Annotated in this window: 12 protein-coding genes; 11 read left to right on the forward strand and 1 reads right to left on the reverse strand. The window is 45.3% G+C overall.

Features of this window, described 5'->3' with window-relative positions:
- Nucleotides 1-55: 55 nt before the first annotated feature.
- Nucleotides 56-1666, reverse strand: coding sequence for a YifB family Mg chelatase-like AAA ATPase (locus tag MKX75_RS10765; RefSeq protein WP_339169589.1), 1611 nt, complete (start codon nucleotides 1664-1666; stop codon nucleotides 56-58).
- Nucleotides 1667-2145: 479 nt separating this feature from the next.
- Here MKX75_RS10765 and MKX75_RS10770 point away from each other — a divergent pair, with 479 nt between their 5' ends.
- The 11 genes from MKX75_RS10770 (at nucleotide 2146) to fliE (ending at nucleotide 14248) form a co-directional block, all read left to right on the forward strand.
- Nucleotides 2146-2601, forward strand: coding sequence for a MarR family transcriptional regulator (locus MKX75_RS10770; RefSeq protein ID WP_145146922.1), 456 nt, complete (start codon nucleotides 2146-2148; stop codon nucleotides 2599-2601).
- Nucleotides 2602-2844: 243 nt separating this feature from the next.
- A complete protein-coding gene (sucC, locus tag MKX75_RS10775) occupies nucleotides 2845-4005 on the forward strand; it encodes an ADP-forming succinate--CoA ligase subunit beta (RefSeq protein ID WP_062833782.1) in 1161 nt (386 codons plus the stop codon).
- Nucleotides 4006-4068: 63 nt separating this feature from the next.
- Nucleotides 4069-4998, forward strand: a complete 930-nt coding sequence (sucD, locus tag MKX75_RS10780; protein WP_036609382.1) for a succinate--CoA ligase subunit alpha — start codon at nucleotides 4069-4071, stop codon at nucleotides 4996-4998.
- Between the two features lie 243 nt (nucleotides 4999-5241).
- On the forward strand, nucleotides 5242-6372 hold the full coding sequence (gene dprA, locus MKX75_RS10785; protein WP_339169592.1) for a DNA-processing protein DprA: 1131 nt from the start codon (nucleotides 5242-5244) through the stop codon (nucleotides 6370-6372).
- A 117-nt stretch (nucleotides 6373-6489) separates the two neighbouring features.
- Entirely contained in the window at nucleotides 6490-8589 is a 2100-nt protein-coding gene (gene topA / locus MKX75_RS10790) for a type I DNA topoisomerase (protein ID WP_062833784.1), read from the forward strand.
- Nucleotides 8590-8610: 21 nt separating this feature from the next.
- Nucleotides 8611-9948, forward strand: a complete 1338-nt coding sequence (trmFO, locus tag MKX75_RS10795; protein ID WP_145146924.1) for an FADH(2)-oxidizing methylenetetrahydrofolate--tRNA-(uracil(54)-C(5))-methyltransferase TrmFO — start codon at nucleotides 8611-8613, stop codon at nucleotides 9946-9948.
- 26 nt (nucleotides 9949-9974) lie between these two features.
- A complete protein-coding gene (gene hslV / locus MKX75_RS10800; protein WP_062833786.1) occupies nucleotides 9975-10517 on the forward strand; it encodes an ATP-dependent protease subunit HslV in 543 nt (180 codons plus the stop codon).
- Between the two features lie 116 nt (nucleotides 10518-10633).
- The gene (hslU, locus tag MKX75_RS10805) at nucleotides 10634-12034 is read left to right on the forward strand and encodes an ATP-dependent protease ATPase subunit HslU (RefSeq protein ID WP_062833787.1); all 1401 of its coding nucleotides are present in this window, start codon (nucleotides 10634-10636) and stop codon (nucleotides 12032-12034) included.
- A gap of 979 nt (nucleotides 12035-13013) precedes the next feature.
- Nucleotides 13014-13421, forward strand: coding sequence for a flagellar basal body rod protein FlgB (flgB, locus tag MKX75_RS10810; RefSeq protein WP_036670359.1), 408 nt, complete (start codon nucleotides 13014-13016; stop codon nucleotides 13419-13421).
- A 6-nt stretch (nucleotides 13422-13427) separates the two neighbouring features.
- Entirely contained in the window at nucleotides 13428-13877 is a 450-nt protein-coding gene (gene flgC / locus MKX75_RS10815; protein ID WP_339169593.1) for a flagellar basal body rod protein FlgC, read from the forward strand.
- A gap of 59 nt (nucleotides 13878-13936) precedes the next feature.
- A complete protein-coding gene (gene fliE / locus MKX75_RS10820) occupies nucleotides 13937-14248 on the forward strand; it encodes a flagellar hook-basal body complex protein FliE (protein ID WP_076330665.1) in 312 nt (103 codons plus the stop codon).
- The last annotated feature ends 19 nt before the right edge of the window (nucleotides 14249-14267 follow it).

Here is a 14267-nt window from a genome sequence, read left to right on the forward strand (position 1 = left end):
TTGTCATGTTGGTATATCCGCATTGTAGCCCTGCATAAGAAATCCTTCACGCTTCTCAAAATAAATTAAGATCGAGTTGACGATACTGTATGGCTTCAGCCACATGAGCCGTCATAATTTCACCATCATGGTCCAGATCGGCAATCGTCTGTGCCATCTTGATAATGCGATCATGTGCACGCATGCTTAAGTTCAACGTTTGCAGCGTTTGCTCTAACAGTTGCTCTGCTTCTTGGGGGAGATGGATCGTTCGTCGCAAAAGCGTACCCGAAAGCTGACTATTCCAACGAACCGAACTTTGTGCATAACGTGTAGCCTGAATTTGATGAGCGTGGATCACTTTTGCCTGCATTTCTTCAGAGGAAGGGGAAGCAGCTGATTTACGCCAATCGCCTGGTGGAGGAACCTCGACCTGAAGATCAATACGATCCAGTAATGGTCCTGAAATTTTGGCTCGGTACGCGGCGACACGAGCCGGACTGCATATACAGCGCTGCTCCTCCGAATGAGCGGACAAATATCCGCAGGGACAGGGATTCATGGAACATGCGAGCATAAACTGGGCGGGAAATGTGAATGCTGCACGCGCCCGGCTAATCGTTACTGTGCGATCCTCTAACGGCTGCCTTAGTACCTCCAGCACTTGGCGCTGGAATTCAGGTAATTCATCCAGAAACAATATACCCCGGTGGGCTAGGCTCACTTCACCGGGTTTCGGGATACCTCCGCCTCCAATCAGGCCGGAGGTGGATATCGTGTGATGTGGGGAGCGAAAAGGTCTGTCTGCAATCAGGCCTTGAGGCGTTTCTTTCAACTTGCCTGCGGCACTTAATACTTTGGTGACTTCTAATGCTTCGTCTTCTGACAAAGGAGGAAGGATGGAAGGCAACCGTTTGATTAACATCGTTTTGCCCGTGCCTGGCGGTCCAACGAGCAGTATGTTATGCATGCCTGCTGCAGCAATCATAAGCGCGCGTTTTACATGATGCTGCCCCAGAACATCGCTATAGTCATCTGCGCATAATGACGTTTGTCTAGGCCTTCTGTCGGCCACCCTTTGAGTCTCATCTGTTATAGGAGTAGCGAGGTGAGCATAATTTTTTAACACGACCGGTCCTGCATTGGCTTTAATTGGCACTCCAACCGAACTCGCAGATTGATCTAATCTTTCCGGTGCGATATCTTGCAAATGGCGAATGCCAAACACTTGAATACCTCGAATCAACGACGCTTCCTCCACGTTATCCAAAGGCAGGAGCACGGACGTAAAGCCCTGTCGTTTGGCCAGATCCACCATGGATAAAATGCCGGGCACTGACCTGATCGAACCGTCCAATGCCAGTTCGCCAACCACTAATGTCCGTTCCTGTGGAGGGAGTACTAGCTGACCGCTTGTCATAAGTAAACCAATAGCTATGGCAAGATCAAAGGAAGATCCTTCCTTGCGCAGATCAGCGGGGGCCAGATTGATTGTAATCCGCTGTAACGGATACTGATATCCACAGTTTTTAATCGCTGCACGAACACGTTCAACGGCCTCACGAATGGCTGAATCTGGTAACCCGATGATGGACGTCTGTGGCAGACCATTGGATAAATCGGTTTCCACCTCGATCAGAACGCCATCAATTCCGTACAAACACGCACTGTGCAATTTTCCGTACATAACAAAGAAACACCTCACTCGATTCTTGACTCCGCATAACACGGGCCAGTCTACGAATTAAGGTGCTTCCTCAGCTTCTACTAAGCATTTTATATAAAAGGAATCATGGAGTCAACCTGTCATATCATCGCTGTAGTCATCATTCCTGATCCCTGGATTTTGTTTCTGGATAGAAATTTTTAGATATCATTGGTGAAAATGCTTTAAGTATGAACTTGCATTATAGTTATCAAATTTGGCCTGAGAAAGGGTGAATCTGTTCGAAAGGCTCTTCTATCATTGTTGTTAAATCCTGAGTATGTACTGTGGGTCATCTATCTATATTTATGTTTTACACAATCTAATTTAACATAATTAAATTGAAAGGTAAAATCATTTGTGCTCAATTATTCTGTTTTTTTTCTAATTTGTGATAAGATAGATTTATAGTTCCTTTGTAATAAGGAATAGAATGCACAATAGGCAGGTGAGAAAGACATATGCAGACGGACAGTTTGAAGTTGGATAACCAATTATGCTTTGCCATATATGCTTGTTCACGTGAGATTACGAAGATGTACCAGCCCTATCTGGAGGTGCTCGGCGTAACGTATTCCCAGTACTTGGTGTTGATGGTATTGTGGGAACGTGAGGAATGTACGGTTAAGGAGATCGGGGAGGCGCTATATCTCGACTCGGGAACGTTGACACCACTTCTCAAACGTTTGCAGTCGGCAGGACTTATTAATCGCGAACGCTCGGCTCAGGATGAACGAAAAGTATTAATTACACTAACCGACTCCGGCCGTGAGCTTCGAAATAAGGCATTGTCCATACCTGCATCCATTCAGGGAGACGCGTGTTTGAACAGCACGGAGTTTGAAGCTTTGCTGGGTCAGTTCAAAGGATTACTGGAAAAAGTCCACGAAACCAACATGAACGCAACCAAAAAATAAAATGTAGCTTTGTATCGAGGAAACCTTGGCTTTTAGCTGGGGTTTTTTCCATATATACCCAAACATTCACAATATGGGATCATACTCATATCAAAATACTGTCTATTAACCATTACTTTTTTAAGGAAAGCGTTTTAAAAACGTGTTACAATGAATTGGGTTTAAGTGAAAATAGTCAACATTTGTCTTTTGTTAGTCTACCAACCCGCCTTGTTGCAGTCACGTTGATAGGAGGATTCGAGAATGAATATCCATGAATATCAAGGAAAAGAAGTACTGAAACAGTATGGAGTCACCGTTCCAAACGGAAAGGTTGCTTATACAGTCGATGAAGCGGTTGCGGCCGCAGAGGCATTGGGCAGTCCGGTGACTGTTGTTAAAGCCCAAATTCACGCAGGTGGCCGGGGTAAAGCCGGCGGTGTAAAAGTGGCGAAGAGCACGGATGAAGTTCGTGCCTATGCTTCCGAAATTCTGGGTAAAGTATTGGTGACACACCAGACTGGACCAGAAGGTAAAGAAGTAAAACGTCTTTTGATTGAAGAAGGATGCGATATCCGCAAAGAGTATTATGTGGGTGTTGTTGTGGACCGTGCCACAGGCCGTGTAGTTATGATGGCTTCCGAAGAAGGCGGTACTGAGATTGAAGAAGTAGCTGAAGCTACACCTGAGAAAATTTTCAAAGAAATCATTGACCCAGCTATTGGATTGCAAGTGTTCCAGGCGCGTAAACTGGCTTACAGCATCCAGATTCCGAATGAACTGGTGAACAAAGCCGTTAAGTTCATGCTCGCGTTGTACACAGCTTTTGTCGAAAAAGATTGCTCTATTGCCGAGATCAATCCTCTCGTTGTTACCGGAGATGGAAACGTTATCGCGCTGGATGCGAAATTAAACTTTGACTCCAACGCCCTGTTCCGTCACAAAGATATTTTGGAACTGCGTGACCTGGATGAAGAGGATGAAAAAGAAATCGAAGCTTCCAAATACGACCTCAGCTACATAGCACTTGATGGCAACATCGGCTGTATGGTCAATGGTGCGGGACTTGCGATGGCGACGATGGACATTATTAAATACTACGGTGGAGACCCCGCCAACTTCCTTGACGTTGGGGGCGGTGCAACAACGGAGAAGGTGACTGAAGCATTTAAGATCATTTTGTCCGATGCCAAAGTAGCTGGAATCTTTGTTAACATCTTCGGTGGCATCATGCGCTGTGATGTTATCGCCAATGGTGTTGTTGAAGCGGCGAAGCAACTTGGCCTGACCAAACCGCTGGTTGTTCGTCTTGAAGGAACTAACGTGGAGCTTGGCAAACGTATTCTGGGCGAATCTGGCCTGAATATTGTTCCTGCCGATTCCATGGCCGATGGTGCACAGAAAATTGTTGCCCTCGTAAAATAAGTTCATTCCTTAGTACCGGAGCTGTCCGGGAATTGAAAAATAACCGTAAGGATGTGAAGCAACGTGAGTATTTTGATCGATAAAAATACAAAAGTCATTACGCAAGGCATTACGGGTTCAACGGGAATGTTCCACACGAAGGGCGCATTGGACTACGGAACCCAGATGGTAGGCGGAGTTACACCGGGTAAAGGCGGAACGAATGTGGATATCACGCTGGAAGACGGTACAGTAGCCAGTCTGCCGGTGTTCAACACTGTGCAGGAAGCGAAGGAAGCTACAGGCGCAACAGCGAGCGTCATTTACGTTCCTCCGGCATTTGCGGCAGATTCCATTATGGAAGCTGTTGACGCAGAGCTGGACCTTGTGATCTGTATTACAGAAGGTATTCCGGTTCTTGACATGATCAAAGTTGACCGCTTCATGGAAGGCAAAAATACCGTCCTGATCGGACCGAACTGTCCAGGTGTTATTACACCAGGCGAATGTAAAATCGGTATCATGCCTGGTTATATCCACATGGCAGGACACGTTGGCGTTGTTTCCCGTAGCGGAACACTCACGTATGAAGCCGTTCATCAACTGACGACGCGTGGCATTGGACAATCTTCTGCTGTAGGAATCGGGGGAGACCCTGTAAAAGGCTCTGAGTTCATTGATATCCTGAAACGGTTCAATGAAGATCCACAGACTCATGCGGTCATCATGATTGGTGAGATTGGTGGTACAGCTGAAGAGGATGCGGCAGATTGGGTACGTGAAAACATGACCAAACCGGTTGTAGGCTTTATCGGTGGCGTAACAGCGCCTCCAGGCAAACGGATGGGCCATGCTGGCGCTATTATCTCTGGCGGTAAAGGTACAGCCAAAGAGAAGATTGCGAAGCTGGAATCTTGCGGTATCAAAGTAGCACCAACGCCTGCTGAGATGGGCTCAACTTTGGTGAGTGTACTTGAGGAACGCGGTATTTTGAATTTGTGCACGACACATTAATTCTTTTTCGTTATAATAGAAGAAACGGCTCGGAAATGATTTATTTCTGCAGACCGACTATTATGGATACGGAAAAGGTAAGCAACCTTTTGTCCTTAAACAGGGCGAAGGGTTGCTTTTTTGCGTTTTTTTACGGGAAAAGGGAGAGAAGTTACTCCTCATCTGCGTAAACGCTTGCATTCCGTGATCACATAACACACAATATGAGGGAAGATTCTCTTCCCGCTTCGGGAGGTTTATAGTATGGAAGAACGATGGATCTTGTTTGGGTTGCATGAGATGGAGGGTATTGGCAAGAAAACAATCTCAAAACTGATGCTGGGACAACATCAATGGTCCGATCTTTTGGATTATGAGGAAGGTGACTGGACTCGTGCAGGCTTGCGCAAAGATCAGGCTGCCCGTTTGGCTAGTCAATTTAATATCGACTGGATTGAGCGTAAAAGAGAACGCGTTTACAATCAGGGGATAGAGGTTATTACTTATCTGGATCAGAATTATCCCATATTAATGAAGGAAACCGTTCAGCCTCCCTGGGTAATGTATGGTCGAGGGGATATAAGTTTGCTACACAACCCATCCATTGCGATGGTTGGAACTCGTATGCCAACCGTGTATGGCCGCAAAGTTGGTGAGAAGCTGGCAGAACAATTATGCAATGCAGGACTAACGATCGTAAGCGGGCTTGCCCGCGGTATTGATAGCGTATGTCATGAGGCCGTATTACGTGCTAAAGGAAAAACGATTGCCGTATTCGGAACCGGGATTGATAATATATATCCACCCGAAAATACAAGTCTTGCCGAGCGAATCGCGGAGACGGGGCTGCTTTTGTCGGAATATCCACCAGGTACGAGAGCGCGTCAAGGATTATTTCCGGAACGGAATCGAATCATTGCCGGTCTGACGTTGGGGACATTAGTCGTTGAGGCTGACATTCGCAGTGGTTCACTCATCACAGCAGATGCTGCTCTTGAAGCAGGCCGGGATGTATTTGCAGTTCCTGGACCCATCACATCGCCGAAGAGTCGGGGCGCTCACAATCTAATTCGTCAAGGGGCCAAATTGGTCACATGTGCAGCAGATGTTTTGGAAGAGTATCGTTTGGACTTGCCAAATGCAGAACAACTTCCTTACAATAGAGGACGTTCGGCAGAAACACCTGAGCCTTCCGGGCAAGGGATATTCGCTGAGGTTAAGCTCTCTCCAGATGAACAACGTGTGATTTATCTGTTGGAACAGGAGGAGCAATCGTTGGATCAACTGGTTGAACAGCTAGGTTGGGATTTTGGACATTTGCATTCAGTTCTGTTATCTTTAATCATAAAAAAGCAGATTAGCCAATTACCAGGCACCAAATATGCGAGGGTATGACGATGCTACAACCTATGTAGCGTGTGGAAATATATAATTAGCTGAAGTTATTAACCTATGCATAAGCTTACAGAAACAGTTACATGACAGTTTCATGACTGAGAGGAGGATGAACCTATGGCGGATGCACTCGTAATCGTGGAGTCGCCCTCAAAGGCGAAGACGATAGGCAAATATTTAGGCAGCAAGTTCATCGTGAAAGCTTCGATGGGACATGTTCGCGATTTGCCAAAGAGTCAGATCGGCGTTGAGGTGGAGAATGATTTTAATCCGAAATATATTACGATCCGCGGCAAAGGTTCAATTTTGAAAGAACTGAAAGATGCACGAAAGAAAGTGAAAAAAGTGTATCTCGCAGCTGACCCGGATCGCGAAGGCGAGGCTATCGCATGGCATTTGGCCCATGCCCTTGAACTGGACGATACGGCAGATTGCCGGGTTGTATTTAATGAAATTACAAAACAGGCGGTCAAAGATGCGTTCAAAACGCCGCGTAAAATCAATATGGATTTGGTTAACGCGCAGCAGGCAAGACGTATTCTGGACCGGCTCGTTGGATATAAAATTAGTCCATTATTATGGAAAAAAGTTAAAAAAGGTTTGTCCGCAGGCCGGGTTCAGTCCGTGGCTGTTAAAATCATTTTAGATCGTGAAAATGAAATTGATGATTTTGAGCCGGAAGAATACTGGAGCATTACCGCCAAACTGACAGCAGACGGCAATCCGTTTGAAGCCAAGTTTCATAAACTGAACGGGGCCAAAACAGAGCTGGGCAGTGAAGCGGAAGTACAAGCCATCCTGAAACAGATCGAAGGTGCAGACTTTACGATCAAGGAAGTCAAAGAGAAGGAACGGAGTCGGAACCCTTCTGCCCCGTTTACCACGAGTTCTTTGCAACAGGAAGCAGCGCGTAAATTGAATTTCAGAGCTTCCAAGACGATGTCGGTCGCCCAACAACTATATGAAGGTGTAGACCTTGGAAAAGAAGGCACAGTAGGTCTCATCACGTATATGCGTACGGACTCCACACGGATTGCGGCATCTGCACAAGAAGAAGCCAAAGAATATATCGTTGGTAAGTATGGGGAGCCATTTGCACCAGAAACACCACGAAATTATTCCAAAAAAGCTGCTAATGCTCAGGATGCGCATGAAGCAATTCGTCCAACTTCCATTCTGCGTGATCCGGATTCAATCAAGTCATTTATGAGTCGTGATCAGTTCCGGTTGTATAAACTGGTTTGGGAACGTTTTGTAGCGAGCCAGATGTCTTCGGCTATCCTGGATACACTCTCTGTAGATATTGCTGCGGGGGATACAATTTTCCGTGCAGCAGGTTCGAAGGTGCGATTCCAAGGTTTCATGAAGGTGTATGTTGAAGGAAATGACGATGGTACCACCGAAGAAGATCGTCTGCTGCCTCCGCTGAAAAGTGGAGATGTGCTTGAGAAGCAGGAGATTGAGCCAAAACAGCATTTTACACAACCACCACCACGATATACGGAGGCAAGGTTGGTTAAGACGCTTGAGGAATTGGGAATAGGGCGTCCGAGTACATATGCGCCAACACTGGAGACCATTCAGAAGCGCGGATATGTTGCGATTGAGGAAAAGAAATTCATGCCAACGGAGCTTGGCGAACTGGTCATCGAACAGATGGAAGAGTTTTTCCCGGAAATCCTGAATGTAGAGTTTACCGCGAACATGGAAGGTGATCTTGACCATGTGGAGGAAGGTTCGGAGGATTGGGTCAAAGTACTCGCTGAATTCTACGAATCTTTTGAGAAACGGCTTGAGTTTGCGGAAGAAGAAATGAAAGAAATCGAGATCGAAGACGAAGTATCGGATGAGATCTGTGAGAAGTGCGGCAAACCACTTGTTTATAAACTCGGACGTTTTGGCAAGTTTCTTGCTTGCTCTGGCTTCCCTGATTGCCGGAATACCAAACCGATTATCAAAGACATTGGCGTAACTTGTCCGAAGTGTAAGGAAGGCCATGTTGTTGAGCGTCGTAGCAAAAAGGGACGTATCTTCTACGGTTGTGACAAGTATCCTGAATGTGATTTTGTCTCATGGGACAGACCTTCAGCCAAACCATGTCCAAGTTGTGGATCGCTAATGATTGAAAAGCGGAACAAAAAGGGAGCCCGATTGCAGTGTACATCATGTGATCATCAGGAGCCGGTGGATGAACCGGATGACGAGTCAGCGGATTAGTATATATGGGGGTAAATGATTTTGAAGAATGAACAACAAGTAACCGTAATTGGTGCCGGGCTGGCAGGAACAGAAGCTGCCTGGCAGATCGCAAGTCGCGGCGTGCGCGTGAAATTATACGAGATGAGACCTGTGGTGAAAACGCCAGCTCATCATACAGATAAATTTGCAGAACTGGTGTGCAGTAACTCGCTGCGTGCGAATGGATTGACGAATGCAGTGGGTGTGTTAAAAGAAGAAATGAGAATGCTTAATTCTCTCGTATTGTCTGCGGCAGACAAGCATGCCGTTCCAGCAGGTGGAGCACTTGCTGTGGACCGGGATGGCTTCTCGGGTGAGATTACGTCTACTTTGCACCAGCATCCACTCATCGAAGTGGTGAATGAAGAACTAACTTCCCTGCCGGAAGATGGCATCGTTGTTGTTGCAACGGGTCCCCTGACTTCACCGGCACTGTCTGAGCAAATCAAGGCACTTATGGGTGAGGAATATTTCTACTTCTATGATGCAGCAGCACCGATCATTGAAAAAGATTCAATTGATATGAACAAGGTGTACCTGGCCTCCCGTTATGATAAGGGTGAAGCGGCATATCTGAACTGTCCGATGACAGAAGAAGAGTTTGATGTCTTCTATGAAGCTCTCATTACTGCTGAGGTCGCTCAATTGAAAGAGTTTGAGAAAGAAATCTACTTTGAAGGCTGTATGCCAATCGAAGTGATGATGAAACGCGGAAAACAGACGGCTCTGTTTGGTCCTATGAAACCAGTAGGTCTGGTTAACCCGCACACGGGAGAACTACCACATGCGGTTGTACAGCTTAGACAGGATAATGCAGCGGGAACGTTGTATAACCTGGTGGGCTTCCAGACACATCTGAAATGGGGAGAACAAAAACGTGTCTTCTCTCTCATACCTGGGCTTGAAAATGCAGAGTTTGTCCGTTATGGTGTAATGCACCGTAATACATTTATTAATTCTCCTAAACTGCTTCTTCCGACGTATCAGTTTAAAGAGCGTCCAAACCTGTTCTTTGCAGGTCAGATGACAGGTGTAGAAGGATATGTGGAGTCTGCTGCATCAGGGCTTATTGCCGGCATGAACGCAGCCAAAGCAGCTCTTGGACAGGAACTCGTAGTATTACCGGTAGAAACAACACTTGGCAGTATGGCTCAGTATATTACAACAGCTGACTTCAAGCACTTCCAGCCAATGAATGCAAACTTTGGTTTGTTGCCGAAGCTGGAAACGAAAATCCGTAACAAAAAGGAAAAAAATGAAGCTCTTGCACAGCGTGCCCTGGATGGTATCACCAGTTTTGCTGCGGCAGAAGGTCTAACTGTTCCGGAACGCGTATAAATTATTCGTGGGAGGAGGCTGATATCATGGATATGTCATTTCATGCTACAACGATCTGTGCTGTTCGTCATAATGGTAAAGCAGCAATCGCTGGTGATGGTCAGGTGACCATGGGCCAAAGCGTTGTGATGAAGAACACAGCCAAGAAGGTAAGACGATTGTACCGCGGACAGGTTGTTGCCGGGTTTGCCGGTTCTGTGGCGGATGCCATCACCCTGTTTGAGAAGTTCGAAGGCAAGCTGGAGGAGCACCATGGTAACCTGCAGCGGGCTGCCGTAGAGCTTGCCAAGGATTGGCGTCAGGATCGAATTTTGCGTAAGCTTGAGGCATTGTTGATTGTAATGGACAAAACAGGCATGCTGCTCATCTCAGGCGGCGGCGAAATTATTGAGCCCGATGATGACGTTATTGCTATCGGATCAGGTGGGAACTTTGCCTTATCTGCTGCGCGTGCGTTGAAACGTCATGCTGTGAACCTGGAAGCGAAGGACATTGCGCGCGAATCGCTTCAGATTGCCTCTGAGCTTTGTGTGTACACGAACAGTAATATTATTGTAGAAGAGTTATAAGCCAAAGAAATCTCCCGTAGTGGAGCATGATTCTGTAATCTGCTCCAGGACGTCTAGGGGATTCTTTGTCCTTGTGAGGTAAAATAAATTCAGCATACTGGTAGGAGGGAAGCAATATGAATACTCAAGCGCTAACACCGAGACAGATTGTTGCAGAGCTTGACAAGTATATTGTAGGTCAAAAGAAAGCCAAAAAATCGGTAGCGGTAGCGCTTCGTAATCGTTATCGGCGTAGCCTTTTGCCTGAGCACACTCAGGACGACATTGTACCTAAAAATATCCTGATGATTGGACCTACCGGTGTGGGTAAAACGGAAATCGCCCGTCGCCTTGCTAAACTGGTGGGTGCGCCATTTGTAAAAGTGGAAGCTACCAAGTTCACCGAAGTGGGTTACGTTGGACGAGACGTTGAATCAATGGTGCGTGATCTGATTGAAACATCACTGCGGATGGTGAAGCTGGAACGGACTGAAAAAGTGAAGGACAAAGCTGAAGAAGCTGCCAATGAACGAATTGTACATATTTTGGCTCCCTCACAGTCCAAGTCCAAGAATCAACGCAATCCTTTTGAGATGATCTTTGGCAATAATGGTAACAACGTTCAGGAGCAGGATGAGCCAGAACCGGATACGGGAGTTGCGGAGCGTCGGCGCAAGATCAAGTTTGATCTGTTGTCCGGCAAATTGGAGGATGACATCATTGAAATTGATGTAGAGGACACTGCTCCTAACATGATGGACATGTTTGCTGGTCAGGGTAATGATCAGATGGGCATGAACATGCAGGAGATGTTTGGTAGCCTGTTGCCTCGTCGTACGAAAAAACGTAAGCTCGCCATTAAAGAAGCGCGCAAAGTGTTGATCCAGGAAGAAGCAGGCAAATTGATTGATATGGATGATGTTACCCAGGAGTCCATTCGCCGGGCAGAGCAGACAGGTATCATTTTCATTGATGAAATCGACAAGGTAGCCAGTCAAGGACGCGGTAGCGGTCCGGATGTATCCCGTGAGGGTGTTCAACGGGACATTCTGCCTATCGTCGAAGGTTCAACGGTAATGACGAAGTATGGCCCTGTCAAAACGGATTATATTCTGTTTATGGCAGCTGGCGCATTCCACGTCGCTAAACCCTCTGATCTGATTCCCGAGCTTCAGGGACGCTTCCCGATTCGTGTGGAACTGAGCAGTCTTACACTGGAGGAGTTTGTATCCATTCTGACTGAGCCGCAAAATGCATTGACCAAGCAGTATGTTGATTTGCTGCGCACCGAAAATATTGAGATTGAGTTCTCGGATGATGCCATTCGTGAAATCGCCAAATTGGCTGAATCCGTCAATCAAAATACAGAGAATATAGGTGCCCGCCGCTTGCATACGATCTTGGAAAAGCTTTTGGAGGATTTATCCTTTGAGGCACCTGAGCTTACCCTGGAACGTATGGTGATTACTCCAGAGTATGTACGTGAGAAATTAAATGATATTGCACTTGATCGTGACTTAAGTCAGTACATCCTGTAACATAGATTTAGCAATGTAGTTGTTAAAATGATTGTATCAATGAACGGCATGCACTGGAGAGAGATCACTTACGAGATCGGCGAAGGTTATCATTCCTTTATCGAATCGCAAGATCTTCTTACCGGAAGGCATGTCGTTTATTTTTGTTTATATCTACAATATTACGATGCTATAACCGATAAAAGATGTGGGGTTGTTATAAGGACCGACAAAACCTAGGACTTGTGCCGCATGTATACCATGTTAAACCCTATCGGAGTGGTGGTTATTCTCTGTTTTTATATCCAGTGATTCCCATTACAAGAAGTTTCCTTATTCCAAGTCTGGTTATCGGTTTAGTTGCAAGAGTGGTAAATTTTGCGTAAATGCGCAAAAATAGAAATTGTAGAAAAGGTTGAAGCAAGCAATTGTTTTCTAGACATTAAAATATAAAGACCCTGCTTAATTGTTAAGAAAGTGTTGGGATGAAAAGACGTGAAATCTTAATTCGTGAAAGATAACTTGTCAATTGATTAATATACAGCTTAGTATGTATACCTACCATATAGTCTCTAAACCCTTAGTGTAACGGTAAAAAATTCTAACATTATCGAGTATGAAATATTCGGAAATCTACATAATTACGGGCGTTATACAGTCATGTCGAGACGCTAAAGGTTTTTTTTATTTTAAGAATGTTTAAGAACAATCAGGGAGAGTATTAACATACTTTTGATTTGGGCCTGAACATTTACGAAAAAATTCATAATTTGCAGAAAATACACAAAAAGGCCCGTCTTTCAGAAAAGATAGGGCTTTTTTCTTATTGTAATATATCCCAAACTCGAAGAAACTTATGTTATACGACAACATCAGAGTTAATTCTACTTAAGTCCTAGAAAACCGTGTAAAAGCGAATGTTTTTGTCGAAAAAACATAAGAATTTTCAAGGGAAAAGATTCAATCTTTTTCCATAACTTCTAAAGAGAGGAGGGAGATTGTGAATCTTTTAAACGATATTAGCTTTAAAAGATTGCAAGGTGCACTCGATGCGTCCAACATCAGACAACGAACGATTGCTGACAACATCGCGAATGCCGATACCCCGTATTTCAAGCGCTCAGACGTTTCTTTTGAAGAGATGTTGCAGGGGCAAATGAATGGAGATATGCCTGTTCTTAAAGGTAAAGTAACTGATGCAAGGCATTTTGTCATAGGTCCTTCCTCTTCCGTTCCAACGCCAGTAGTTAATATGGACCAGTCAACGTCCATGAATAACAACGAAAACAATGTCGATATAGACAGAGAAATGAGTCTTCTGGCGGAGAATCAGTTGCGTTACAACGCTTATATCCAGCAAGTGAATGAACAAATTAAAATCATGCGCGTTGGCGTGGAAGGGAGATAACCTAAATTGAACATTAGTAATAGTTTTAGTATCAGTGCATCAGCGCTGACGGCTCAACGCTTGCGGATGGACGTTATATCTTCCAACATTGCGAACGCAGAGACGACGCGCGCGAACGTATCCAATGGTGAGGCGGTTCCTTACAAACGAAAAATGGTGGTGCTTGAACCAAATAAAACGTCTTTTGGTACCATGCTACAAAATCAGATGCGAGGCAACGGTTCAGGAGATGGCGTCAGAGTCACTGAGATTCGTGAAGATCAGTCACCACTCAAGCCTGTCTACGATCCTTCTCATCCAGATGCCAACGCAGAAGGATATGTATTTATGCCTAACGTGGATATTGCGAAAGAAATGGTCGACATGATCTCAGCTTCGCGTTCCTATGAGGCAAACGTAACAGCATTGAATTCAACTAAAGCGATGATTTCTAAAGCTTTGGAGATTGGAAGATAATCTGCATTGAACTGAAAACAAGAAATATATAAACCAGTCATGAAGGGGAGGGACCATTAATGATTCAGAACAACATGTTTAGCACACAAGGGATACAGCCGCTACAGATGAAGAGCGCAACCGAAAGCAAGCCTTCTACACCAGCCGAAACCATTCAGAGCTTCGGTACATACTTACAGAACGCATTAAGCTCTGTCGCTGCACAGGAGACTCAATCGCATGAAATGTCGAATCAATTTTTAGTAGGGAATGCGAATGTGGATCAAGTGATGATCGCTTCAGAACAGGCCCTGTTAAGCCTACAACTCACCACTCAAGTCCGAAACAAAGTGGTCGAAGCATACCAGGAAATTATGCGAACGCAATTATAAAATAATCTACTTGCGCTCA

The organism is Paenibacillus sp. FSL R5-0341 (assembly GCF_037975235.1).
GTDB lineage: Bacteria > Bacillota > Bacilli > Paenibacillales > Paenibacillaceae > Paenibacillus > Paenibacillus amylolyticus_A.